At 69.5% G+C, this 26,288-nt stretch carries 16 protein-coding genes; 5 read left to right on the forward strand and 11 right to left on the reverse strand.

Annotation, left to right across the window (positions count from 1 at the left end; genetic code table 11):
* Positions 1-11 precede the first annotated feature (11 nt).
* The 3 genes from G1C96_RS04800 to G1C96_RS04810 form a co-directional block, all read right to left on the reverse strand.
* Positions 12-4,772 (reverse strand): DEAD/DEAH box helicase, encoded by a 4,761-nt coding sequence (locus tag G1C96_RS04800; protein WP_169275519.1) that lies wholly within the window; start codon positions 4,770-4,772, stop codon positions 12-14.
* Positions 4,773-4,844: 72 nt separating this feature from the next.
* On the reverse strand, positions 4,845-5,846 hold the full coding sequence (locus G1C96_RS04805; protein ID WP_169275520.1) for a ribokinase: 1,002 nt from the start codon (positions 5,844-5,846) through the stop codon (positions 4,845-4,847).
* A gap of 5 nt (positions 5,847-5,851) precedes the next feature.
* Entirely contained in the window at positions 5,852-7,057 is a 1,206-nt protein-coding gene (locus G1C96_RS04810) for an MFS transporter (RefSeq protein ID WP_169275521.1), read from the reverse strand.
* Between the two features lie 216 nt (positions 7,058-7,273).
* Here G1C96_RS04810 and G1C96_RS04815 point away from each other — a divergent pair, with 216 nt between their 5' ends.
* Positions 7,274-8,713, forward strand: coding sequence for an aspartate ammonia-lyase (locus tag G1C96_RS04815; RefSeq protein ID WP_169275522.1), 1,440 nt, complete (start codon positions 7,274-7,276; stop codon positions 8,711-8,713).
* Between the two features lie 12 nt (positions 8,714-8,725).
* Here G1C96_RS04815 and G1C96_RS04820 read toward each other — a convergent pair whose 3' ends face one another.
* The 5 genes from G1C96_RS04820 to G1C96_RS04840 all read right to left on the reverse strand — a co-directional run bounded on the left by G1C96_RS04820 (position 8,726) and on the right by G1C96_RS04840 (position 14,475).
* A complete protein-coding gene (locus tag G1C96_RS04820) occupies positions 8,726-8,932 on the reverse strand; it encodes a helix-turn-helix domain-containing protein (protein WP_169275523.1) in 207 nt (68 codons plus the stop codon).
* Positions 8,933-9,496 (reverse strand): DUF2975 domain-containing protein, encoded by a 564-nt coding sequence (locus G1C96_RS04825; RefSeq protein ID WP_169275524.1) that lies wholly within the window; start codon positions 9,494-9,496, stop codon positions 8,933-8,935.
* Positions 9,497-9,672: 176 nt separating this feature from the next.
* On the reverse strand, positions 9,673-11,997 hold the full coding sequence (locus G1C96_RS04830; protein WP_169275525.1) for a DNA gyrase/topoisomerase IV subunit B: 2,325 nt from the start codon (positions 11,995-11,997) through the stop codon (positions 9,673-9,675).
* 76 nt (positions 11,998-12,073) lie between these two features.
* Positions 12,074-13,591, reverse strand: a complete 1,518-nt coding sequence (locus G1C96_RS04835) for an RNA polymerase sigma factor (protein WP_169275526.1) — start codon at positions 13,589-13,591, stop codon at positions 12,074-12,076.
* Between the two features lie 143 nt (positions 13,592-13,734).
* Positions 13,735-14,475: a hypothetical protein gene (locus tag G1C96_RS04840; RefSeq protein ID WP_169275527.1), complete on the reverse strand. Its 741-nt coding sequence runs from the start codon at positions 14,473-14,475 to the stop codon at positions 13,735-13,737.
* Between the two features lie 242 nt (positions 14,476-14,717).
* Between G1C96_RS04840 and G1C96_RS04845 the strand changes: the two genes are divergently transcribed.
* The gene (locus tag G1C96_RS04845) at positions 14,718-15,860 is read left to right on the forward strand and encodes a polyprenyl synthetase family protein (RefSeq protein WP_169275528.1); all 1,143 of its coding nucleotides are present in this window, start codon (positions 14,718-14,720) and stop codon (positions 15,858-15,860) included.
* Positions 15,853-18,060 (forward strand): Stk1 family PASTA domain-containing Ser/Thr kinase, encoded by a 2,208-nt coding sequence (locus tag G1C96_RS04850; RefSeq protein ID WP_169275529.1) that lies wholly within the window; start codon positions 15,853-15,855, stop codon positions 18,058-18,060. The genes G1C96_RS04845 and G1C96_RS04850 overlap by 8 nt, the downstream gene beginning before the upstream one ends.
* 123 nt (positions 18,061-18,183) lie before the next feature.
* On the opposite strand, the gene G1C96_RS04855 is transcribed toward G1C96_RS04850, so the two are convergent.
* Positions 18,184-18,921 carry a lysophospholipid acyltransferase family protein gene (locus tag G1C96_RS04855; RefSeq protein ID WP_169275530.1) on the reverse strand — a complete coding sequence of 246 codons (738 nt, stop codon included), beginning with the start codon at positions 18,919-18,921 and terminating at the stop codon, positions 18,184-18,186.
* Positions 18,922-18,963: 42 nt separating this feature from the next.
* On the opposite strand from G1C96_RS04855, the gene G1C96_RS04860 reads away from it, so the two are divergent.
* On the forward strand, positions 18,964-19,518 hold the full coding sequence (locus tag G1C96_RS04860; protein WP_169275531.1) for a hypothetical protein: 555 nt from the start codon (positions 18,964-18,966) through the stop codon (positions 19,516-19,518).
* Positions 19,519-19,613: 95 nt separating this feature from the next.
* On the opposite strand, the gene trpD is transcribed toward G1C96_RS04860, so the two are convergent.
* Positions 19,614-20,681: an anthranilate phosphoribosyltransferase gene (gene trpD / locus G1C96_RS04865; RefSeq protein ID WP_169275532.1), complete on the reverse strand. Its 1,068-nt coding sequence runs from the start codon at positions 20,679-20,681 to the stop codon at positions 19,614-19,616.
* 148 nt (positions 20,682-20,829) lie between these two features.
* Between trpD and G1C96_RS04870 the strand changes: the two genes are divergently transcribed.
* Complete coding sequence (locus G1C96_RS04870) at positions 20,830-23,091, forward strand: extracellular solute-binding protein (protein ID WP_169275533.1); 2,262 nt, start codon at positions 20,830-20,832, stop codon at positions 23,089-23,091.
* A gap of 135 nt (positions 23,092-23,226) precedes the next feature.
* Here the strand turns inward: G1C96_RS04870 and secA are convergent, their stop codons facing one another.
* Positions 23,227-26,172: a preprotein translocase subunit SecA gene (secA, locus tag G1C96_RS04875; protein WP_169275534.1), complete on the reverse strand. Its 2,946-nt coding sequence runs from the start codon at positions 26,170-26,172 to the stop codon at positions 23,227-23,229.
* Between the last annotated feature and the right edge of the window lie 116 nt (positions 26,173-26,288).

The raw sequence follows: 26,288 nt of genomic DNA on the forward strand, positions 1-26,288 counted from the left end.
TCCGCGGTCGGTCAGCGGTAGAGCTTCATGCCCTGCGGGCATGGGGTGAAGCCGGCCGCGTGCAGGATGCCCGTGATCGGCGTCCGCGCGGCTAGCGATTCGCCGTTGAGCTCGCTGAAGGTCACGCTGCCCGAAGCACCGAGCGCGGCGCGGCGGCCAAGCGCGTAGGCGAGTTCGGTGGCCGCCTGCTGCAGTATGTCGTCATCGTCGCCGAAGGCGAGCAGACGGCGGCTTGACGGCGCCGCCAGCAACGCCGGTCGGCCGTGCACGAGCACGATGATCGTGCCCGCACGCCGCGTCGGCTTCATCGGCTTGGCGCTCGCACCGGCTGCGGCCATCCGCGGCGCAGGCCATGCGATGGCCGCTCCGGTCAGCTGCGCCGGATCGTCGGCGTCGAGCGCCACGGCGGAGGCGCCGCGATCGGATGCCGCATCGCGCAGGGCGTCCACCGTGGCGGGCTGCGCGAACTGCGCGGCGCCGAAGCCGCGCACGAACATGCCGCGCACCAGCGTGCCGTGCTCCTCCATGCGCCTGAGCACCGGATACAGCGCCGAGAAGCCTCCGGGAACATCGTCCTTGCCGATCAGCGGCGCGGCGATGATGCCGTACCGGTCGAGCAGCAGGTCCACGCGATCGAGCAGCAGGCGTTCCGGCGTCGACGCCGCGGCCATCGCATCGCCGTCGGCAGTCTCGGCGGCGCCCGCCACGATGCCTGCCACGCTCGACCACAGGCCGCCGAGCGTGGCGGGCAGACGCATGGCGACGCGCACGCGCCGACGCGACGCGCGGACGGGCGCGTGCACGGTGCGTCGGCCCGCTTCGAGCGCGCGCACGGGCGCCAGCGAACTGTTGGTGACCTTGCCCTGCCATACCAGAGACCACAGCGCGTCCTCGAACTGCTGCCGGCTCCAGACCCGCGGCATGATCTCGCCGGTGGCGGGGTCGATGAGCTCGTCGTCCGCGTCGCACTGCCAGTGCGAACGCGTCATCGCCTCCAGCTGCGAGGCATGGTAGGCGCCGCCTGATGCGAGCACGGCGAGGATCGCCTCGGGCAGGGTGCGGCCGAATTCGCCATCGGCTGCGTTTCCGGCGTCCGCGTTCCCCTCATCGGCGTCGAACAGCGGGGAATCCGCCGGATGGAAGACGATGCGGCCGGATTCGCTGGCCTTGGCGCCGCTGTCGCCAGGGCTGCCGCCCGTCCAGACCACGCTGCCGTCGGTCAGCAGCTCGTCGAGCATGGCAGGCGCGTAGTCGGCCACACGCGCCGGAAAGACCGCGCGCTCCCATGTCTGCGCGGGCAGGGCGACGCCTTCGAGCTGCTCGATGACGCGCAGCAGCCCGTCCGCCCCGTGGAACCGCTCGCCGCCCACGGGCCCCGCTCCCTGACGGTTCAGCAGGAACGCCTGATAGACGTCCTGATCCACCGGCTTGACGGCGTCGCGCGCCTTGGCCAGCGACCGTGCACGAATGCGCCGGAACACCTCGCGGTGCAGCCATTGCCGTTCGTCCGGATGGGCGGCATCGAACGTCCCCGACAGCAGTTCGCCGTCCGCGGCCATCCGGTCCAGCGCATGCACGGCGTCGTCGGCAGCCAGACCGGTGTCGGCGATGAGCTGGTCGGCGGTGAACGGCCCGTGCGTCTTGGCGTAGCGCGCCGCAATGCCCATGACGTCGCCGGGATCGAGATCGTTCCAGAACGTGCGCGAAGCCAGCTGCGCCTCGACTTCGGCGACGGCCTGAGGGTCGAGCAGCGCGGCCATGTCGGCGCTGCCGAGCAGCCGTTCCAGCACGTCCGGGTCGATCGACAGCAGCTGGGCGCTGCGCTCGGCCTGCGGCACGTCGTACTGGTACATGACCGATCCGACGAATCCGAACAGCAGATGCTCGGCGAACGGCGAGGGCGTGGACGTCGTCGCTTCGGCGACGGTGACCGTGCCGGCGTGCAACGCGACCATGAGCTCGCGCAGGGCCGGCAGATCGTACACGTCCTGCAGGCATTCGCGCGCGGTTTCCAGCAGCAGCGGGAAGTTCCGGTGGCGCTGCGCCGCTTCGAGCAGCTGCGCGGCGCGCAGTCGCTGCTGCCACAGCGGCACGCGCTTGCCCGGCTCGGTGCGCGGCAGGTACAGCGATCGAGCGGCGCATTCGCGGAACCGGGCGGCGAACAGCACGCTCTGCCCGACCTGCGTTTCGATGATGCGCTGCAGTTCGTCGGGATCGAATCGGATGAGATCGGCGATGGGAATGCCGCCGTCGCCGTCCGGCAGGCGCAGCACGATGCCGTCGTCGGCGGCGTAGATCTGCCCGTCGAACCCGTAGCGCTGCCGCAGCCGGCTCGTGATCGCCATCGCCCACGGCTCGTGGACCCGCCGGCCCAGCGGCGAATGGATGATCACGCGCCAGTCCCCTGACTCGTCGGGGCATCGTTCGACGACGATCGTCCGATCGGACGGCACGATGCCGGTGGCCGCGCGCTGCTCGGCGAGCAGGCGTGCGAGGTTGCCGATGGCGTTGTCGTCCAGTCCGTCGTCGCGCAGCCGCCGTTCGATGCGCGCGTCGAACCGGGGACCGTCCGCGCTTCCCCGCGCCGCGTCCGCCGCGGCATCGACCAGCCCGGCGGCCGTTTCGCGCGTGAAGCGTCCCTGCGCGCGGCCGAATCCGACGTCCCTGCCCGCGCCCTCGCCATGCCAGAACGGCAGTCGCGCGGTGCGGCCCGAAGCCGGCGTGACGATGACGCGGTCGCGCGTGATCTCCTGGATCTGCCACGTGGACGTGCCGAGCGTGATGACGTCGCCGACACGCGACTCGTACACCATCTCCTCGTCCAGCTCACCCACGCGCCGCGGCCCTTGGCCGGCGTCGGCCTCGGGCAGCACCACCGTGTACAGGCCGCGGTCGGGGATGGTGCCGCCGCTGGTGACGGCGAGTCGCTGCGCGCCCGGCCGCGCGGCGATCGCGTTCGCGTCGTGGTTCCACATGAGCGGCGGACGGAACGCGGAGAACTCCTCGCTGCTGTAGGCGCCGGTCAGCATGCCCATCACGGCGTCGAACGTTTCGCGCGGCAGATCGGCGAACGGCGCGGCGCGACGCACGAGCGCATACCAGTCGTCCGGCGCGAGATCGCCCATGGACGCGGCGGCGACGGTCTGCTGGGCGAGGATGTCGAGCGGATTGCGCGGCATGGCGAGCGGTTCGATGGCGCCGGCCTTCATGCTTTCGATGCCGGCGGCCGTGCCGATGATCTGTTCGCGCGTCAGCGGGTAGAACAGGGCGTGCGAGACGCCGCCGACGCGATGGTCGGCGCGGCCCACGCGCTGCAGTCCCGAGGCGATGGACAGCGGCGGCGCGATCTGGATAACCAGATCGATCGAACCCATGTCGATGCCGAGCTCGAGGCTGCTGGTCGCGACGACGCAGCGCAGGCGACCGCTTTTGAGCCGCTCCTCGATCTGCTTGCGGCGGTCCTTGGACACCGATCCGTGGTGCGCCATGGCGATCGCTTCGCCCGAATCGTGCGAGCCGACGAGCATGGTGGTGGAGCCGACGACCGCATCGTAGTGCCGGGCGAATCCTTCGCGGCCTTCCGGCGACGTGCGCGGCGCGGATTCGCCGCGCGATTCGGCCGCCAGATCGTTGAGCCGCGCCGTGAGCTTCTCGGCCAATCCGCGCGAGTTGACGAACACGAGCGCCGTGCGGTGCGCAAGCACGGCGTCCAGCACGCTGCGCTCCACGACCGGCCAGATCGAGCCGCCTGCCGTGCCGCCCGACGCCGATCCCCCGTCGGCGCCCCTGCCTCCCGCCGCACTGTCTGCAGCGTCGCCCGCTGCGCCCGAGCCGCCCACTGCGAGGCCCTTGCGCTCGGCGAGCCGCTGCATGGCTGGCGTGACGCCGCTGATGCGCGTGGCCCCGGCCGGCAGCCGCTCCACTCCTCCGGCGCGCGCCGCGGCATCCACGGAGCTCAGATCGTGCATGTCGGCAAGCGGCTCGACGACGCGCAGGTCCATGGCCGGACTGGCCGCGGCATTGACGATGTCGACCGGCTGCGCGCCGCCGAGGAATCGCGCCGCCTCGCTCGGCGGGTTCACGGTGGCTGACAGGCCGATGCGCTGGGCCGGCCTGGCGAGCATGGTGTCAAGCCGCTCCATGCTGAGCGCCAGATGTGCGCCACGCTTCGTGCCGGCGAGCGCGTGCACTTCGTCCACGATCACCGTGCGCACGGTCTCAAGGATGCGCTTCGCCTTCGAGGTGAGGATGAGGTACAGCGATTCGGGTGTGGTGACGAGGATGTCGGGCGGATGCGTGGCGATGGCCCGGCGCTCCTTGGGACTGGTGTCGCCGCTGCGCGTGGCGACGCTGATGCGAGGCGCGGCGATGCCCTGCCGCTCGCATTCCGCGACGATGCCGGAGAGCGGACGCTCGAGGTTCCTGGCCACGTCGACGGCAAGCGCCTTGAGCGGCGAGACGTACAGCACGCTCACGCCGCGCGCGCCCGTATGCGTCTTGCCGCGCCGCGACTGCGACTTCGGCGATTGTGACTTCGGCGACTGCGACGGCTGCGGCTCGCTGCGCGTGGCGACTCGCGAGGCCATGAGCGCGTCGATGGCCGACAGGAACGCGGCGAGCGTCTTGCCGGAGCCGGTGGGCGCGACGACCAGCACGTTGCGCCCGGATCGGATGGCCGGCCATGCGCCGCGCTGCGCGTCCGCAGGCCGGCCGAATGCATGCGTGAACCATGTCCTGGTGGGTTCGGCGAACAGGTCCAAGCAATCGTACATATGTTCGAGTATGGCAGCGGCGTCCGACATTGCGCCGCGTCGCAGGAGGGCGACGGGGACCGTCGGCGGACGTCAGCGCGTCGGGGACGTCGTCCCGTCGTCCGCGGCGAAACGCTCCGCGATCTGCGCCGCGGTGCCGTAGGAGGCCTGCGCGCCGTATCCCGTGGCGGCGTAGGCGGAGACGTACGATCCCATGCGCGCCGACTGCGCCAGCGTGAATCCCGCCGCGAGGCCGGCGAGGATCGTGCCCATGAACGCGTCTCCGCAGCCAGTGGTGTCCTTCGCGTCGACGCGCACCGGGGCGACGCGGTGACGCACGTCACCGTCGAGCACCATGGAGCCCTCGCCACCGAGCGTGATCACGGCGCGGGAGAAGCCGAGCCTCGCCATGCGCGCGGCCACGTCGTCCCAGTCGGGACCGGTCTCGGCGAACCCGGCGAGCGAGGGGACGGACAGCAGCTCGGCGGCCTCATGCTCATTGACCAGCAGGATGTCCGCCAGCGCCACGAGCTCCTCGGGAAGGTCGGCCACAAACGGGGAATCGTTGAGCAGCACGGGCACGCCGGCGCCGTGCGCGGCGCGGGCGGCGGCGATCACGGCGTCCATCGGGCTCTCCAGACACAGGCCGAGCACCGAGGCCTCCTCGATGGCGCGGCGGTGTCCCTCCACGTACGCCGCGTCCACCAGCCCGTTCGACCCGGGCGAGTAGACGATCGTGTTCTCGCCGTGCGCATCGACGGTGATGACCGTGGTGCCGCTCGCGCCGGGCACGCGCAGCACCTCGCCGGTGTCCACGCCGGCACGGCTCAGGTGCCCCAGCAGGAAGTCGGCGTTGGAGTCGGAGCCGACGGCGCCGAACATGCGCACCTTCGCGCCCAGCAGCGCCGCGCTCGACGCCTGGTTCGCGGACTTGCCTCCGGGCAGGATCCGCAGCGGGCCGCCCTCGATGGTCTCCCCCGGCGCGGGAAGACGGTCCGTCACCACGGTGTAGTCGGCGTTCATCGATCCGACGATCGCCACCGTCCCGGACGCGGAGGACAGCGACTGCAATTGGTCAAGCACGGTTTCGCTCATGCCGACTATCCTCGCAGGGCCCGCAGACGCTCATGCATCGCCGTCATGAGCGCCAGCAGCGCCAGCAGATACCACGGGTACAGCGCGATGGACACGTACTGCGCGATCAGACCGAACAGCGGCGGCATCGCGAGGGAGCCGACGTAGGCGCTGGCCATCTGCACGCCGACGATGGCCTGCGAGCGCTCCGCGCCGAAGTAGGCGGGTGTGGAGTGGATGACGCACGGGTAGATGGGCGCACAGCCGAGCCCCGCGACCACGAGTCCGGCGACGGCGCCCGCGTTGCCCGGGATCGGCAGGATGACGAGCGCCACGCCCACCGCCAGCACCGCCTGCCCGATGCGGATCATGGTCGGATCGTCGAAGCGCATGGTCATGAAGCCGCTCAACGCGCGCCCCGCCGTGATGCCCACGTAGAACAGGCTGGCCAGGCTCGCGGCGGACGTGGCGTCCATCCCGCCGTGGATCACCATGTAGCTGGACGCCCACAGTCCCGCCGTCGACTCGATGGCGCAGTAACAGAAGAACATGACGAGGATCTCGCGCGCGCCGCGGATCGCCAGCACGCCGGACACGCCGAGCGGCCTGCGTCCGGCGGTCGCCTCGTTCCGCGAAGCATCGTCCGGTGCAGCCACCGATGCCGTTCCGCCGCGCGCCGCGTCCCCTCGCGCCTTCCACAGCGGCAGGCTCAGCACGAGCACCGCCGTGAGCGCCACCTGCAGGATGGCGATGATGCGGTATCCCCACGCCCAGCCGAGTCCGTCGGAGAGCGTGAACCCCATGACGTACGGTCCGAGCGACGCGCCGATTCCCCACATGCAGTGCAGCCAGCTCATGTGCCGGCTCTCGTAGTGGATGGCCACGTAGTTGTTGAGCGCCGCGTCCACGCCGCCGGCGCCGAGTCCGTACGGGATCGCCACCGCGAGCAGCGTCCAGTAGTTCGGCGCGACGGAGAAGCCGAACAGTGCCGCCGCCGTCAGCGCCACGGACGCGGCGGTCACGCGCCCGGCGCCGAAGCGCAGCGTCATGCGGTCGCTCAGCAGCGCGGAGACGATGGTGCAGGCGGAGATCGTCATCGAGATGCCGCCCGCCCACGAGACGGACGCCCCCAGGTCCCGGCTCATCGTGGGCCATGCGGCGCCGAGCAGCGCGTCGGGCAGGCCGAGGCTCACGAAGGCCACGTAGATGACGGCAAGCAGCAGATTGGCCACGGCTCTCCTCGCAGACTGTGGTATGTGGTCCGGACTCCCGGCGTTCGGCGCGGCGGTTCGCCCCGTCGCGGTTCCGCGCGCCTCCGGCGTGCGCGCGACCTCAACTTAGCCCCGTTCGGCGACAAGCCAGGGCTTCGCGATCGGCGCAACGATGGCGCGTCCCGCGAAAACACGCGATGATGGAGTGCATCACGCAACCATACCGGGGAGGCATACATGAACGCAGCGCACACGGCAGGCAAGGCCACGCGCCTCGAACACGACTGCATCGGCGAGCTGGAGGTGCCCGCCGACGTGTACTGGGGCATCCACACGCAGCGCGCCATCGGCAACTTCACGGTGTCCGGCCTGGCAGACTGGACGCATCCGCAGATGGTGCGCGCCTACGCGACCGTCAAGCGCGCCTGCGCCGAGGCGAACGAGGAGCTGGGCCTGCTCGACCACGACAAGGCGCGCGCGATCATCGCCGCCTGCCAGGAGATCGAAGGCGGCAGGCTGCTCGACCAGTTCCCCGTGGACGTGCTGCAGGGCGGCGCGGGCACGTCGACGAACATGAACGCCAACGAGGTGATCGCCAACCGCGCGCTGGAGATCGCCGGACACCAGCGCGGCGATTACCGCCACATCCATCCCAACGACGACGTGAACCGGTCGCAGTCCACCAACGACACGTATCCGGCCGCCTGCAAGCTCGCGATCATCGACGCGCTCGGCCCGCTCGCGCAGGAGACGAAGAAGCTCGCCCGCGCGTTCCACGATCTGGCGGACCGCCACGCCGACGACGTGACCATCGGCCGCACGCAGCTGCAGGACGCGGTGCCGATGACGTACGGGCAGGAGTTCCACGCGTTCGCCAGCTTCCTCAAGGCGGACACTGCGGCGCTGGAGCGTCTGGTGCCGCAGCTGACCACGCTGAACCTCGGCGCCACGGCCATCGGCACCGGCATCTGCGCGGACACGCGCTTCCGCGCGGCCGCCACCGAGCATCTGGCGCGCATCACCGGTCTGCCCATCACCGCCGCGCCCGACCCGATCGCGGCCATGACCGACATGAGCGCCTACATCGCCGTGTCCCAGACCGTCAAGAACCTCGCCATCCACCTCAAGAAGGCGGCGGACGACCTGCGTCTGCTCAACTCCGGCCCGCACGACGGCTTCAACGACCTCAACGTGCCGGCACGCCAGGCGGGCAGCAGCATCATGCCCGGCAAGGTGAACCCGGTGATTCCCGAAAGCGTCAACCAGGTGTGCTTCCGCGTGTTCGGCATGGACACCACGGTCACGTGGGCCGCGTCCGAAGGCCAGCTGCAGCTCAACGCGTTCGATCCGGTGATCAGCCACGAGCTGCTCAAGGGCATCGAGCTGCTGACCAACGCGATGCGCATGTTCCGTGAGCGCTGCGTGGAGGGCATCACGATCAACGCGGCCCTCGGCCGGCGCTATGCGGAGTCGTCGCCGTCCATCGCGGCGGCGCTCAACGCGTCGATCGGCTACGAACGCGCGGCGGACATCGCCAAGGAGGCGTCCGTCTCCGGGCGCACCGTACGCGAAGTGGCCGCCGAGCGCACCGACCTGCCGGCCGAGGAACTGGACCGGCTGCTGAACACGACGGCACTGGCGCGCACGCTCGGCCAGACGTGCCGCGAGCGCGAATAGGCGTCGCTGCGGTCAGTCCTGTTCCCATTCGAGGATGTCGCCGGGCTGGCAGTCGAGCACGCGGCAGATCTCGTCGAGCGTGGTGAACCGGACGGCCTTGGCGCGCCCGTTCTTGAGGATCGAGACGTTGGCCGGCGTGATGCCGATGGCCTCGGCCAGATCGTTGACGCCCATGCGGCGGCGGGCCATCATGACGTCGAGATTGACGCGGATGGTCATTCAGATCACCGCCTCGAGCTCGCGACGCTGTGCGATCGCCTGCGTGAGCAGCGAGCGCATCACGAGCATGAGCATCACGAACGCGGCGATGAGCAGCAGCGCCACGATGAGCGTCACGGCGAACAGGGGCGCGCTGGTCGTGGCGGCGATCGACCTGCCGGATGCATCGACGTAGTGCAGGTCGAGCCCGGAGAAGACGAGCACGAACAGCACCAGCGCGCCTTCCGCGCAGGCGCAGGCGACGATGAGATCCGTCCAGCGGATCGCGCGCCCGGAGAAGATGTCGCGTTCGCGCACGAGCGTCAGCAGCGGCCAGACGGCGGCGAGCGCGACCTCGAAGCAGGCGATGCCGAGCACGCCGGCGATGCGGTACGGCCACAGGGCAGGCGTGGTTTCGGGGATGAGTTCGACGATCTGCCCGGAGATGTCGATGACGAGATACTGGCCGACCGCGCAGATCGCTTCGAACAGCACGATCATCGCCTTGAGCGCCGTGACGACGTGCGGATGGTATTCCGGCGCAGGCTCGGGATCGGCGGCATCGGGTATGGACTTCGCGTTCATGACGGTTCCTTTCCGAACGGCGCGGCATCGGTCGGCGCGGCCGTTGACACCGACGATAGCCTATCGAAAAACGATATGATCATGCCGCAAGGCATTGCTTCACGATATGTTCATATCGTTTTTCGATATCATTCGGGATGTTCGCACGATTCGATCGCGGAACCGTGTCCTTCCGATCAGGTGTCGATCTTGGAGCGGTCGAAGTCGTCGGCGTTGTCGACGATGAACGCCTTGCGCGGCGGCACGTCGTCGCCCATGAGCAGGCTGAAGATGCCGGCCGCCTCGGCCGCGTCCTCCATGCGGATGCGGCGCAGCATGCGCGTGCGCGGATCCATGGTGGTGTCGGCCAGCTGGTCGGCGTCCATCTCGCCCAGACCCTTGTAGCGCTGGATGTCGTCGGCGTAGCCGATGTGCTTCCTGTCCAGCTCGGCGAGCTTGCCGGCCAGCTCGTCGTCGGAATACGTGTAGATGTATTCGCCCTTGCGCGATCCCGTCAGCGCGATGCGGTGCAGCGGCGGCACGGCCGCGTACACGTAGCCGTGCTCGATGAGCGGACGCATGTAGCGGTAGAACAGGGTGAGCAGCAGGATGCGGATGTGCGCGCCGTCCACGTCGGCATCGGTCATCATGATGATCTTGTGGTAGCGGGACTGCTCGATGTCGAAGCTCGCGCCGGAGCCGGCGCCCACCACCTGGATGATGGCCGCGCACTCCTTGTTGTTGAGCATCTGGCTCAGCGACGCCTTCTGCACGTTGAGGATCTTGCCGCGGATGGGCAGCAGCGCCTGGAAGCCGGCGTTGCGCGCGGCCTTGGCGGTGCCGAGCGCGGAGTCGCCCTCCACGATGAACAGCTCGGCGATGTCGTCGTTGCCCGGCTGGCAGTCCGACAGCTTCGACGGCATGGACGCCGATTCGAGCGCGTTCTTGCGGCGCGTGACCTCCTTGGTCTTGCGCGCCTGGATGCGGGCGTGCATCTCGCCGACGATCTTCTCGAGCACGCGGCCGGACTGCTCCTTGTAGCCGCGCTTCGAGCCGGAGATCATCTCGCCGAACTGGCGGTCGGTGAGCCTGGTGACGATCGGCTTGACCTGCGCGGTGCCGAGCACGTCCTTGGTCTGGCCCTGGAACTGCGGTTCGGCGATGCGCACGGTGACCACGGCGACGAGGCCGGCGAGGATGTCGTCGCGCTCCACCTTCATCGCGCCGTCCTTGAGGTTCACCTTGAGCTTGCGCGCATTGTCCTCCACGGCCTTGCGGATCTGCCTGGTGATGCCGTTGAGGAAGCCGTCGACGTGCATGCCGCCGCCGGGCGTCTCCACCACGTTGACGAAGCTCGCCATCGTGGTGTCGTAGCCGTTGGTCCAGCGCAGGGCGATGTCCACCGAGCAGGTGCGTTCGATCTGTTCGGCGTGCAGCTCGCCGCCGGCGCCCACGGCCTGCGTCTCCTCCTTGTAGGCGCCCTCGCCCTGGATGCGCCAGATGTCGGAGACCGGCTCGCCCTTGGACAGGTAGTCGACGAAGTCCCTGACGCCGCCGGTGTGCAGGAACTCCTCCACGCGGGCGTGCGCGGGCTGCGTGCCGAATGGACCGGAGTCGACGGTGCCGTCCTGCGCGGGGATCGTTCCGACGGTCTCGGACGCGGGCGAGGACGCGGCATCGGCGGCGGGCACGAACCCGGCGGATTCGACGGGCTCGGCGGCGTCGGCGGCATCCGCCAACGCCTCGGCGGGCGTCTCGGCCGGCGCGGTCGCGTCCACCTCGCGCAGGTCGTCGATCGCCTCGTCCCCGGTCTCGGGGATGTTCTCGTCCACCACGGTGATCCTGAGGCCCGGCACGAGGAAGCTGGTCTGGCGCACGCGGTCCACGAGCTCCTGGTAGCTGAAGTGCGCGGTGTCGTTGAAGATCTCCGGATCGGCCCAGTAGCGGATGCGCGTGCCGGTAGTCCTGGGGCTCACCTTGCCGATGATCTCCAGCTCGGTGGGACGGTTCCTGCGCGTGCGCTTGAACGGCGAATCGGGCGAAGGATGCGCCGGGTCCGCGTCCGTGTAGACGCCCGGATGCCCCTGATGGAACGCCATGTGATGCGTCTTGCCGTCGCGGTCCACCTCCACGTCGAGTCTGGAGCTCAGCGCGTTGACCACGGAGGAGCCCACGCCATGCAGACCGCCCGCCGCGTTGTAGGAGGCGTTGCCGAACTTCGCGCCGGCGTGCAGCTTGGTGAGCACCACCTCCACGCCGGTGAGCTTGGTCTTGGGTTCCACGTCCACGGGGATGCCTCGACCGTTGTCCGCCACCTCGATGGAGCCGTCCGTGTGCAGCGTGACCGTGATGTGGGTGCAGGCCCCCGCCAGCGCCTCGTCGACGGAGTTGTCGATGATCTCCCACAGGCAGTGCATGAGGCCCTGGCTGTCGGTGGTGCCGATGTACATGCCGGGGCGCTTGCGCACCGCGTCAAGGCCTTCGAGCACGGTCAGACTGTCGGCGCCGTAGGATTCGGGCATGGTTCTCCTTCGCGAAAGAATCGGGCAAACGACAAACAACTAGGCTCCCCTTGCGAGGGAGCCTAGCGTCGGCGGATCACTGATCGAGGAAGTCGCGCAGCGTCTGCGAGCGGGACGGGTGACGCAGCTTCGACATGGTCTTGGATTCGATCTGGCGAATGCGCTCACGCGTCACGCCGTACACGCGGCCGATGTCGTCGAGCGTCTTGGGCTGGCCGTCCTCAAGGCCGTAGCGCATCTTGATGACGCCCGCCTCGCGAGGCGACAGCGTCTCCAGCACCTGACGGAACTGCTCCTGCAGCAGCGAGAACGCGACCGCGTCGGACGGGGCGATGGCGTCGGTGTCCTCGATGAGGTCGCCGAACTCGGAATCACCGTCCTCGCCCAGCGGCGTGTGCAGCGAGATCGGCTCGCGGCCGTACTTCTGCACTTCCTGCACCTTCTCGACCGGCATGTCGAGCTCGCGCGCCAGCTCGTCCGGCGTGGGCTCGCGGCCGAGGTCCTGCAGCATCTGGCGCTGCACGCGGCTCAGCTTGTTGATCACCTCGACCATGTGCACGGGCACGCGGATGGTGCGCGCCTGATCGGCCATGGCGCGGGTGATGGCCTGACGGATCCACCACGTGGCGTACGTGGAGAACTTGAAGCCCTTCTTCCAGTCGAACTTCTCGACCGCACGGATCAGGCCGAGGTTGCCCTCCTGGATGAGGTCGAGGAACAGCATGCCGCGGCCGGTGTAGCGCTTGGCCAGCGACACGACGAGTCGCAGGTTGGCCTCCAGCAGATGGTCCTTGGCCTTCTTGCCGTCGGCGGCGGCCCACTTGAGCTCGCGGCGGCGCTTGAAGTCCATCTTGTCGGATTCGGTGTCGAGCAGGTGCTGCGCGTACAGGCCCGCCTCGATGCGCTCGGACAGGTCCACCTCCTGCTCGGCGTTCAGCAGGCTCACGCGGCCGATCTGCTTGAGGTAGTCCTTGACCGGGTCGGCGGTGGCGCCGGCGGCGATCACGCGGCGCTTGGGGTTGCCCGATGGCGTGAGGTTGTCGTCGTCATCGTCGTCACGCACCACGAACGCACCCTTGGCCTTGGGGACGACGACCTCCTCCTTGGGCTTGGATTCCTCGTCGTCCTCGTCCTCGTCGACGTCCTCGGCGTCATCGGACTCGTCCTCGTCGCCGTCGATGCCGTCCACGTCGTCGAGGTCCTCGTCGAGCTCCTCGTCCGCGTCGTCCTCCAGCTGGTCGTCGGCGTCCACGTCGTCGAGATCGGCGACCTCGTCCTCGGCGGCGGGATTCACGTCCTCGTCGGCGACGGCCTTGGTCCTGGACTTCCTCGTGGACGTCTTCGCGGTCTTGGATGCGGCGGACTTCGCGGTCCTGGTCCTGGATGCGGTCGTCTTCCTGGCGGCGCGCTTGCGAGCGGGCTTCTTCTCCTGTTCGCCTTCGCCGGCGGCCAGCGTGGCTTCGGTCTCGTCGGCAACGGCCTTGGCCGTGGTCTTCCTGCCCGACGTACGCGTGGTCCTGGCAGTGGTACCGTGCTGGGCAGCGCTCTGTGTGGCCAATCTATCCTCCTGGCTCTTCCCGCCCGCGCCCTCCATAGCATATGGGCGCACTTCTGGCAAGGGCAAATCGTCAACTCATAGAGTCAACCACGTTCCAAGGACGATTATTCCCGCGCTCCCTCCGAGGCCGAGGCCGAGGCCGCTCCGTGCGCCGGTCCGACGCGCGCCGCAAGGCGCCGCTACGGGTCGCGCCGATCGGCGCATCCAGCCCATGCCGGGACGATGCCGTGCTCCTCGGCGGCCAGCACGATGGCCGCCAGCGTGCACCGGCCGTCCAGCGTCAGCGCCCGCAGCGCGCATTCCACGGCCCCGCCGCGGCGCGCCCACCACCGCAGATAGGCCGCCGCGGCCAGCGGCTGGACGCGGTAGCTTTCCGGGGAGTCCCGGACGATCCGCTCCAGCTCCCCGATGCCCCGGGCGCAGCGCGAAGGGTCGGGACGGCGCGAGGCGTCGCCGAACGTGCCCTCGATCATGCGCGTCAGCCGCCGCACGTTGGGCGGGCTGTGCGGGCTGGACGCCATGGACGTCAGGGCGTCCTCGTCCAGCTCCGGGGCGAGCAGCGAGGCGATCAGCGCGTCGCGCATCGCCAGGACCTCGCGCATGCCCGCGGACAGCGCCACGAGCCGGCTGTGGTCGAGCCCGTCCGAGCGGCCCTCCAGACACGCGAGCCAGGCGTGCAGCGGATCGCCGAACCACAGCGCGTCGGCCCGGTGCGCACCCATGGCCCGGCGTCGTTCGCGCAGCAGCCGCGTCGCGTCGCCGAATTCGTCCCCTTCCGGACCGCACGCGGAGATCCGCTCCCCCGTATGGTCCCCGTCGTCGTCCGGGTCCACGCACACGACCCTCCATCCGCGTCGCGCGCTCAGCAGCCCCGCGTCCGTCTCGTCGTCGCGGCGGTCGTTCCTGACTTCGTCCAGCATGGCATTCGTCCAGTTCCTCCCCCATCGTCCGTCCGCCCGCGGGCGGACGCCCCGTCTCGTCGTCGGCGCCGCGCCCTGCACGCACGGCTTGCGATCACTATGCCAGATCGCGCGGCTCCGGAGGCGGGTTTCCGGATCATGTGGTCGAATGTGGGGTGCAAACCGCCCTCCTCGGCGTGTCATGCCCCTCGCGGCCGCGTCGATCGGCCCGTGCCGCGCAAAATGTGGATACCCTCGGAGGTATGGATTTCGTCACAGATCTCAGCGTCCTCGAACCCCGCATCGCCGCACTCGTCGCACAGCACGCCGGCGTCCCCGAAGGCATGACGGTGCCCCGAACGTGCCGCGCGGTCATGGACGACGTGGCCGGGCAGGCCGTCACCTCCAGCGAGGGAGGCAAACGGCTGCGCGCGCTGCTCGCGCTGGCGGCGTTCGACGCGGCCCGCGGCGACGACCCGTCCGACGCCCGCGGCGCGGCTCGCCGGGACGCGGTGGTCGACATGGCCTGCGCGATCGAGGTGTTCCAGACGGCGGCGCTGGTGCACGACGACATCATCGACGACTCCGATCTGCGCCGCGGCCGTCCGTCCGCGCACCGCGCGCTCATCGACGACCTCGCCGCGGCGCCGCAGGCCGAGAGCATGGGGCGCGGGCTCGGCATCATGCTCGGCGACCTGCTCGCCACGGCCAGCGTGTCCATCGCGCACGACGCCGCCGTGAGGCTCAACGCGTCGCGTCCCGCGCTGCGCGCCTTCCTGGCGATGCACCGCGAGGTGGAGATCGGCCAGGTGCTCGACCTCGCCGTCGAACAGGTCCCGCTCGACAGGCCCGAGATCCTCGCGCAGACCTCGCTGAGCGTCTTCCGCTGGAAGACCGCCAGCTACACCACTATCGCCCCCATCGAGCTCGGGCTCATCGCCGCCGTGGTCAACCCGGCGAAGGCGCGCGCCGTCGCGGAGTCCATCGGCGTGAGTCTGGGTCTGGCGTTCCAGCTGGCCGACGACCTCATCGACGTGATCGGGTCCACCTCCAGCACCGGCAAGCCCGTGGGCGGCGACATCCGCGAGGGCAAGCGCACGGTGCTGCTCGCCGACGCGCTGCAGCGCGCGGACGACGCCCAGCGCGCCGAGCTGATCCGCATGTTCGAGGCCCCCGAGCGCGACGGCGACGACGTGGCCCGCGCCATCGAGCTGTTCGAGCGGACCGGCGCGGTCGAACGGTCGCGCGAGCGCATCGCCACGCTGTGGAGCTCCGCGATGCGCGCGGTCGACGACGCGGCGGAGCTGCTCGGCCTGTCCGGGGCGCGTCGTGAAACGCTCGCGCAGGCCTGCTCCCGCTTCATTCCCGAGCGGCTGCGCACCAAGTACGATGGACACCATGAGTGAAGCGTCGAATCAGCCCGTGGGGCAGCTGATCGAGGGACGGTACCGCATCGTCCGCAAGATCGCGGAGGGCGGCATGGCCACCGTGTACGAGGCGATGGACGAGCGCCTGTCGCGCCCGGTCGCCATCAAGGTCATGCACACCCAGCTGGCGCAGGGACCGCACCGCGCGCGCTTCCAGGAACTCTTCCGCCGCGAGGCCCGTTCCGCCGCGGCCATCGCCAACCCGCACATCGTGCAGGTCTACGACACCGGCGAGTTCGACGGGCTCGACTATCTGGTCATGGAGTACGTGCACGGCGTCAATCTGCGGCACGACATGAACGCCGAGGGCACGTTCAGCGTGCGCGAGACGCTGCGCGTCGTGGGCGAGATCCTCGACGGGCTGGCCGCCGCGCACCGGGCGGGCGTGGTGCATCGCGACATCAAGCCCGAGAACATCCTCATCAACGACCGCGGGCACGTGCAGATCACCGACTTCGGTCTGGCCAAGGCCGCCTCGCAGGCCACGCTGTCCTCCACCGGCATGCTGCTCGGCACCGCCGCGTATCTGGCGCCCGAGATGATCGAGCACAACCGTGCCACCATGCAGGGCGACCTGTACGCCGTGGGCATCATCGCGTGGGAGATGATCACGGGCCAGGTGCCGTTCCTTTCGGACAACCCGGTGACCATGGTGTTCAAGCACGTCCACGAGGACGTCCCCTCGCTCGCCGACGCCGCGCCCGGGACCGCGCCGCAGGTGTGCGACTTCGTGTCCCGGCTCACCGCGCGCGAGGTCGCGGCACGCCCCGCGAACGCCATGGAGGCGGCGGACGAGCTGCGGCGCATCCGAGCGGCGCTCGCCCCGGAGCAACTGGACGCGCGCCTGACGGCGCGTCGCGACGACGGTGGGTCCGGCGTCCCCGCAGGCATCGCCGCGTCCGCGGCATCGTCTGCGGCCGCCCCGGCGACCGACGTCGCGACGCCTTCCGCCGCCCCGACGGCCGGGGATGCGCGCGCCGACGTCCCGGCCGTCGCGCCCACCACCCCCATGACCGGCCTCGCGTCCCGTCCGCGCACCGGCGCCACCACGACGCTGCCGCTGGCCGATCCGCAGGCCACGCAGCGGCTGGACCCCAACCGCACGCAATCCTTCGACCAGCTGCTCGAGGGCCTCGAGTCCACGCCGGACGACCACGCCGCCCCCGCGAACGCGAAGGTCGGGGCCGCGCCCACGAGACGACGCCGCACCGCGATCATCGCGACGGCGGCCGGACTGATCCTCGCCGCGGCATGCGCCGCCGGCGGATACGCATGGTGGTACTACCTGGGGCCTGGCAGCTACTGGCCGCTGCCCGCCGCGGACGACGTCGCCTGCGCGCAGAGCGCCCCGTGCACCGTGGCCGGGGCCGACGCCGAACGCTATCTCACGCAGCTCACCGCCGCGGGTATCCCCTACGAGCGCACCGACGACTACAGCGACACCGTGCCCTCCGGCTCCGTGATCGCCACGGACCCCGACGCCGTGGGGTCGCGCGTCTCCCGGCGCAACGGACAGACCGTCGCCGTCACCGTGTCGAAGGGCGTGCGCCAGGCCACCGTGCCGGCGGACATCGCCGATCCGACGTCCGCCGCGGGCAAGGATCCGCTGGCGGCGCTCGCCGCGGCCGGCTTCGACGCCGTGACGCACGATGCGTCGTCCGACGACTATTCGCTGACCGTGCCCGAGGGTGCCGTGCTCTCGATCAGCGTCGACGCCGGCGGCACCTACGCCCACAACGCGCCGATCACCGTGACACTGTCCAAGGGTCCCAAGCCCGTGAACATGCCGAACGTCACGGGTCTGTCCCGCGACGACGCCGTGGCCGCGCTGACCGCGCTCAACCTCAAGGCGAACGTCACCGAGGCGTGGAACGACAAGGTGGAGGCCGGCAAGGTCGTCTCCGCGTCCGCGCAGGAGGGCGCCCAGCTCAAGTGGGGCGACGCCGTGGACGTGGTGGTCTCCAAGGGACCGCAGACGGCCATCGTGCCCAACGTGGTGGGCAAGCAGTACGACGAGGCAGAGCAGACGCTCAAGGCGCTCGGCTTCGACGTGCAGAAGTCGGCGCCGCTGGGCGACTGGACGCACACCGTGCGCGTGCAGAGCGTGGCCGGCGGCGACACGGTGCGCATCCGCGACGCCAACGGCACGCCCACGGTCATCACCCTGACCGTCGCGTGACGACGCGGCGTACGGCGGCTGCGCCCCCGGTCCGGATACGGAAGCGGCCCTCGGATTCCCCTGAAGTCGATCACAGGGGAATCCGAGGGCCGCGATCATGCGCCGCGAAGCCTCTGCGCGCGCCTACCTGCGGGCCGCCCCGGACGGCGTCTCCTTGCCCGCCGCCCCGGCCTGCGCGGCCTTGCGCGCCTCGAGCTCCTTCTTCACCACCTGCGCGTACACGTCCACATACTCCTGACCGGATTCGCGCTCGATGGCCTGCATCATGCGGTTGGTGAGCGTGCGCAGCTGCTCGTGCGTGATCTCGTCCTCCGGCACCTTCTCCACGGGGATCGGTTCGCCGAAGATCACCGTGGTCCTGCCCTTCTTGGGGAACACCTGTCCCGGCACCTGCATCTCGCGCGTGCCGATCACGGCCGTGGGGATGATCGGCGAGCCGGTCTCCAGAGCCAGCCTCGCCACGCCGGTATGTCCGCGGTAGAGACGCCCGTCGGGGCTGCGCGTGCCTTCGGGGTGGATGCCGAACAGGTGGCCGTCCTCCAGCACCCTGCGCGCGGTGAGCAGGCCGCCCAGCGACTTCGAGCCTCCGGAGCGGTCCACGGGGAACACGCCCACGGACGTGAACCACCACTTCTTGAACCTGCCCTTGAGGCCCTTGCCCTCGAAGTACTCCGCCTTGCCCATGAAGTGGATCATGCGGGGGCTGACAAGCGGCAGCAGACCGTCGTCGATGACGGCCAGATGGTTCGAGGCGATGATGGCCGCACCCTTCCGGGGAATGTTCTCGAGCCCGTGCACCGTGGGCTTGAACCAGACGCGGGCCAGCGGCCCGAGCAGTTTGACGAAGAACCAGTACAGCATCGCACGTCTCCTTGGCATCCGTTGTGGCTACAGTAAGTATGTATGACCGACCACAAGGATAGCAACGTCCCTCACGACGATTCAACGGCGCGCCCCGGCGACGACGCGGCGGGCGACGACGCCGCGTGGCGCGACTTCCTCGCCGCGCACGGCGACGAGCTGGACTCCGTGGAGCGTTCCCGCGCCGCGCGCCGGTTCGAGCGCCACGCCCAAAAGAAGGAGAAGGAGGCGCTGCTCGACGTGCGGGATCTCTCCCCCGACGCCTTCGCCGGATCCTCCGCCGGCGGCGCGCGGTCCGGCCCCCGCGACTTCACCGGCCGCAGCTGGCTGGACGTCGACGACGTGATGGATCAGGGCAGCGACTTCGTCGCGCCGGACCCCGACATCCCGGTGCGCGCCTCGAAGCTCGTGCTGTGGATCATCGTGGTGATCGGCGTGCTGGCGCTGGCCGGATGCGTGCTCATCCCCTCGATGTCCAGCCTGCTGGGCGCGCTGGGCGGCGCGCTGACCATGGTGGGCGCCGCCGGTCTGCTCATGCTGCACAAGGGGCACACGCAGACGCGCACCGACGAATTCGACGACGGCGCGCGCGTCTAGCCGGGATCACGGCCCGGCGTGCGATGCAACGGGGCCTCGGCGGAATCGATGCGGATTCCGCCGAGGCCCCGAACATATGGCGTGACGGCCGGGGATCAGGCCTGAGCGGCCTCCTTGGCCTTGGCGACCTCGATCCAGCGGTCCAGCAGCGCCGCGGCCTTGCCGGAATCCACCGCCTGCTCGGCCAGCGCGTACGCCTCCCCGAATCGTTCGGCGATGCCCGCATCCGGCTTCGTCAGCAGGTGGGCGTCGGCCACGATCGCGGACGCGGCGTTGAGCAGCGCCGTGGAACGGAACGGCACGTCCCTGCCCGCGAGGAGGTCGCGCACGGCCTGCGCATTCTCGGCGGGCTCGCCGCCCTTGAGATCGGCCACGGTGACCGGCGCGAGCCCCATTTCGGTCGTCGGGTCGAACTCGGTCTCGCCGACCTTGCCGTCCCGGAACTCCCAGACGGAGATCGGGCCGGTGGGGGCCATCTCGTCCAGTCCCTCGTGCGAGGTGTACACCATGCCGGTCTGGCCGTTGGCCGCGTACACGGCGGCCATGATCGGGCTCATCTCGCGCTTGGCGCAGCCGATGGCCATGTGCTTGGGGGTCGCCGGATTGGTCAGCGGTCCCAGCACGTTGAACACGCACGGCACGCCCAGCGCGGCGCGGATCGGTCCCACGAAGCGCATGGCCGGATGGAACGTCTTGGCGAACGCGAAGGTGATGCCCACCTCGTCCGCGATCTCCCCCACGGCCTCGGGCTTCAGATCCAGCGGCAGGCCGAGCGCCTCGAGGCAGTCGGCGGCGCCGCACTTGGACGAGGCGGCGCGGTTGCCGTGCTTGACGATCTTCACGCCCGCGGCGGCCGCCACCACGGCGCCCATGGTGGACAGGTTCACGGTCGCCGCGCCGTCGCCGCCGGTGCCCACGATGTCGCAGCATTCGCCGCTCACCTTCAGCGGCACGGCGTGCGAGACCATCGCCTTGGCGGCGCCGCGCACCTCGTCGGCCGTAAGCCCCAGCTGCTGCTGCGTGGCGAGCACGGCGCCCACCGCGGCCGGGTTGGCGTTGCCCTTCATGAGGTCATCGACGAACCACTCGGATTCCTCCGCCGTCAGATGATCGCCTTCGATCAGCTTGCCCAGGATCGCCTTCCACGTGAAACCGTCGCTCATCGTGCCTCCTCGTTGACTGTTGTTTCGCCGCCATTGTACGCAGACGCACCGCAGCGCCATGTTTCGTTTCTCATCACGGATGGCCCATCGGCTCCCCGGCTGGTAGAGTGGATGGCCGGTATGCGTGAGGGGATCGAAGGAGACGGGTATGTCGCGCAACGTCACCATCTACGACATCGCCAAGGCCGCGGGCGTGAGTCCCTCCACCGTCTCCCGGGCGCTGAGCAAGCCGGGCCGCATGGCGATCGCCACCGAGATGAAGATCCACCGCGTGGCCGAGGAGCTCGGATACCTGTCGCACCGGCGCGACGGCGACGGCGCCTCCCCCGCCAGCGGTCTCATCCTGGTGATGTCGTCCGGCTTCGACAACCCCTACAACATGCGCATCCTCGCGGCGCTCGAGCGCGGGCTGGAACGCCACGGGTACGCCGCCGTCTGCTCCGACTTCGCCATGAACTACGCCATCAAGCGCCGAGCCACGTCCCTGCTCATGCGCGACATCGACGGCGTGGTGCTCATCTCCCCCACCATCAACGAGCCGGATCTGCGCCGCATGACCACGAACCGCCCCACCGTGCTCGTCAACCAGCAGCTCAGCGGCCTGTCCACCATCGCGGTCGACTCCACCGCGGCCATCGAGCGCACGATGCGCATGCTGCGCGACTCCGGACACGCCAGCGTCACCTACATCACCGGCACGTCGAACAGCTGGGCCAACGAGGTGCGCCGTCGCGCCATCAAGGCCGCCGCGTACCGCTACGACATGGAGCTGCGCGTGGCGCACGGCGGGTTCCAGGCCACGGTCTCCGGCGGCGAGCAGGCGGCGCGCCAGTTCATGCAGCATCCCACGGACGCGGTCTTCACCTACAACGACCAGCTCGCCATCGGGTTCGAGGCGGCCATGCGCGCCCGCGGCATGCGCATCCCGGACGACGTCTCGCTCATCGGGTTCGACAACGACCCCGCCGGCGCCGCGGCGCTTCCCGCGCTCACCACGATCGACCAGCACGCCGAGACGCTGGGGGACATGGCCGCGCGCACGATCGTCGAGCTGGTCCGCGCCCCGCAGTCCAGGCGCGTCAACCTCATCGAACAGGCCACGCTGGTGGAGCGCGACTCGGTGAGCGCGGGCAGGCGCAGCGTGATGAAGCTCGGCCCCTACGCCATGACGCGCCCCGACGACGCCGAGACGTCGGGCACGCTGACGCTGACGGTGCTGTCCGCCACCTTCACCGAACTCATGCCGCGCATCGAGGAGTTCATGCGCACGCACCCCGGCATCGTCATCGATCCGATCGAGGGCCACACCAAGCAGGCGGCGAACGACCTGTACTGGGAGCGTCTGCAGTCCGGCCGTCCCGTGCCGGACGTGTTCAACCTCGACATCGACGTCATGCCGCAGTTCGCCGCGTCGGGCGCGTTCATGAACCTGTCCACGCCCCGGGTGGAGACCGAATGGGGAGCCGAGTTCAATCCGGCGGCATGGAGCGAGGCGCATCACGCCGGAGGACTGTACGGCCTGCCCGGCGACCAGGCGCAGACGGTGCTGTTCTACCGCAGGGACCTGCTCGACGAATACGGCATCGCCGTGCCGCGCACGTACGAGGAGTTCCATCGGTCCGGCGTGGAGCTGCACCGGCGCGAACCGTCCCTCTATCTGGGCGTGATGGACACGACGATGCAGTACTATCTGGCGTTCCTGCGCGCCGCGGGACTCCGGCCGTGGCGCATGGACGGCCCGGACCACATCACCTTCGATCTGGCCGATCCGCGCATCGGCGAGGTGGCCTCGTTCCTGCAGCGGTGCCTGGACGACGGCGTGCTCGTGGCCCAGCGGACGTGGGACGGACGTTACGCCACGATCCGCGACGGGCTCGTGGCCACGGTGCTCAACGGCAACTGGTACGGCAAGATCATCGCCGCGTCCTATCCGGCGAGCGCCGGCAGGTGGCGCGTCGCGCTGCCGCCGTCGTGGGGCGCCCCGGACAAGCTCATGACCGCGGAGATCGGCGGGTCCGTCATGACCGTGAGCGCGCGCATCCCCAAGGACCATCAGCGCGCGGCGCTGGAGTTCGCGCACTGGTTCCAGGCCGATCCCACGTCGGTGGATCTGCGCGCCATCGGCGGCTACTCCGCGACGCGCTACTTCCAGACCAAGCCCGACCTGCTCGACACGGTCGACCCCTACTTCGAGCAGCAGGTCTACCGCGTCTACACCGAGTCCGCGCATCTGGTGAACCGGGACTGGGACTATCTGCCGTTCGACGCGTTCATGTCCGCGGGGTTCGCCTCGCGCGTGCTGCCGGAGCTGAGGCCCGGCGGCGGCTCTCCCGCGGCGGTGCGGGACTGGCTTGCGGAGCTGCCCGGCTACGCGCGTTCGCAGGGCTACCGGGTGACCTGCTCCGGCTGAGACCGCCGGGCCCGCGCGGCCGGCGCGGCGGCGGGCACGCGCACATACGACGCGCACATACGACGAGGGGGCGCCATCGCATGGATGGCGCCCCCTCGTGCTCTAGCGGTCACCGGTCACCGACCGGCGGACCGCTCACTGCTCGTTCTGGCCGTGGCACATCTTGTACTTGCGGCCGGAACCGCACGGGCACTGCGCGTTCTTGGCGGTGCCGGGGAAGGTGCGGCCGTCGGCCCACGGCGTCTTGAGCTCCTCGCTCTTGGGACGCTTGGATGCGGGGACCTTGCCTTCGGCGTGGCTCATCGGGGCGGGACCCACGATGGTTTCGGGCTCGGACTTCGTCGGTTCCTCGACGGACGGGGCCTCCTCGGACTCGACGTCACGGGCGGCCTCGGAGGCAGCCACCTCGTCGGCTGCCTGCTCCTCGTCGGCGTCCTCGTCCTGCGCGTCGGGCTCGGCGGGGGCGCTCAGCTCCTCGGCGGCCGGGGCCTCGGACTTGGCCTCGATACCCACCTCGTTCTCGGCGGCGTCCACCGCGGCGTCCTCGTCCTTGTGGGACTCGATGTCCTCGGTGCGGGCGATCTGCTCGATGTCCACGTGGAAGAGCAGCTGGATGGACTCCTCCTTGATCGCCTCGATCATGGAGTTGTACATCTGGTAGCCTTCGCGCTGGTATTCGACCAGCGGATCGCGCTGGCCCATGCCGCGCAGGCCGATGCCGTCCTTGAGGTAGTCCATCTCGTACAGGTGCTCGCGCCACTTGCGGTCGAGCACGGCGAGCACCACGCGGCGCTCGAGCTGGCGGGTGCCGTCCTCGCCGAGCTTGGCCTCGCGCAGCGCGTACTGCTCCTTGGCGTCCTTGACGATGAGCTCCGCGACGGCCGCCTGGGCCTTCTCGCCCTTCTTGCCTTCGGCGGCCTTCCTGGCGTCGTCCGCGTCCACCTTGACCGGGTAGACCGCGCCGAGCGCCTTGAACAGGCCGTCCCAGTCCCAGTCGGCAGGCTTGTCGGAGCCGTTGTTCGCGCCGCGCACGTAGGAGGCAACGGTGTCGTTGATGAAGCGCTCGATGTCCTCGTGGATGTCCTCGCCCTGCAGCACGGCCTGACGCTCCTGATAGATCACGGTGCGCTGCTTGTTCATCACGTCGTCGTACTTGAGGACGTTCTTGCGGATCTCGAAGTTGCGGGACTCCACGGCCTTCTGCGCGTTGCGCACGCCCTTGGAGACGCTCTTCGACTCGATCGGCTCGCCCTCCGGCATGCCCTTGGCCATGACGCGGGCCACGAGCTGCGTGTTGAACAGACGCATCAGATCGTCCTCGAGCGACAGGTAGAAGCGGGATTCGCCCGGATCGCCCTGACGGCCGGAACGGCCGCGCAGCTGGTTGTCGATGCGGCGGGACTCGTGGCGCTCGGTGCCGAGCACGTACAGGCCGCCGAGCTTCTTGACTTCCTCGTGCTCGTCCTTCACCTGCTCCTTGACCTGCTTGAGGGTCTCGGGCCACAGGCGCTCGTAGTCCTCCGGGGTGTCCTCCGGGGAGTAGCCCTGCGCCTTGAGCTTGGCGTCGGCGAGGAACTCGACGTTGCCGCCGAGCATGATGTCGGTGCCTCGGCCGGCCATGTTGGTGGCCACGGTGACGGCTCCCTTGCGGCCGGCGACCGCGACGACCGCGGCCTCGCGGGCGTGCTGCTTGGCGTTGAGCACCTGATGCGGGATGCCGGCCACGTCGAGCAGCGAGGAGACGACCTCGGAGGACTCGACGGACGCGGTGCCCAGCAGCACCGGCTGGCCGGTGGCGTGGCGCTTGGCCACGTCGCGCACGATGGCGGTGAGCTTCTCCTTCTTGGTGCGGAAGATCAGGTCGTCCTGGTCCTTGCGGATCATCGGACGGTTCGTCGGGATCGGCAGCACGCCGAGCTTGTAGGTGCCCATGAACTCGGCGGCCTCGGTCTCGGCGGTGCCGGTCATGCCGGCGAGCTTGTCGTACATGCGGAAGTAGTTCTGCAGGGTGATCGTGGCGAAGGTCTGGTTCTCGGCCTTGACCTCGACGTTCTCCTTGGCCTCGATGGCCTGGTGCAGGCCCTCGTTGTAGCGGCGGCCGGGCAGGATGCGGCCGGTGTGCTCGTCGACGATGAGCACCTCGCCGCCGGTGACGACGTAGTCGCGGTCCTTGAGGAACAGCTCCTTGGCCTTGATCGCGTTGTTGAGGTAGCCGATGAGCGCGGTGTTGCTCGGCTCGTACAGGTTGTCGATGCCGAGGTAGTCCTCCACCTTGGTGATGCCCGGGTCGAGGATGCCGACGACCTTCTTCTTCTCGTCGACCTCGTAGTCCTCGTCGCGGGTCAGCTTCGGGACCAGACGGGCGAACTGGCGGTACCAGCGGGTGACGTCGCCCTCCGCCGGGCCGGAGATGATGAGCGGGGTGCGGGCCTCGTCGATGAGGATGGAGTCGACCTCGTCCACGATCGCGTAGTGGTGGCCGCGCTGCACCAGATCGGCCTTCTCCCACGCCATGTTGTCGCGCAGGTAGTCGAAGCCGAACTCGTTGTTGGTGCCGTACGTGATGTCCGCGTTGTACTGCTTGCGGCGCTCCGGCGGCTTCTGGTCGGTGATGATGCAGCCGACGGACAGGCCGAGGAAGCGGTAGATGCGGCCCATGAGCTCGCTCTGGTAGCTGGCGAGGTAGTCGTTGACGGTGACCACGTGCACGCCCTTGCCTTCGAGCGCGTTGAGGTAGCTCGGCAGGGTGGCGACGAGGGTCTTGCCTTCGCCGGTCTTCATCTCGGCGATGTTGCCCCAGTGCAGGGCGGCGCCGCCCATGAGCTGCACGTCGAAGTGGCGCTGGCCGAGCGTGCGCTTGGAGACCTCGCGGACGGTGGCGAACGCCTCGGGCATCAGGGAATCAAGGGACTCGCCGTTCTCGATGCGCTGCTTGAACTTGCCGGTCTGCGCCTTGAGCTCCTCGTCGCTCAGCGCCGAGATCTCGTCCTCCTTGGCGTTGACGGCCTTGGCCACGTTCTCGAGTTTCTTGATCTGGTGGCCCTCACCCATGCGCAGGGCCTTGTCCAGGATATTCACCACGTTATGCTCCTCATTGCTTACCGTCAGGCACAAACTCCGACCATACTACGCGAACGATGGGATAATCGCCATGACGCTTACGGTTTTCGAGCATACCCGATCGCGGGCATGCGCAA

It is taken from the genome of Bifidobacterium moraviense, assembly GCF_012932365.1.
GTDB classification, from domain to species: Bacteria; Actinomycetota; Actinomycetes; order Actinomycetales; family Bifidobacteriaceae; genus Bifidobacterium; species Bifidobacterium moraviense.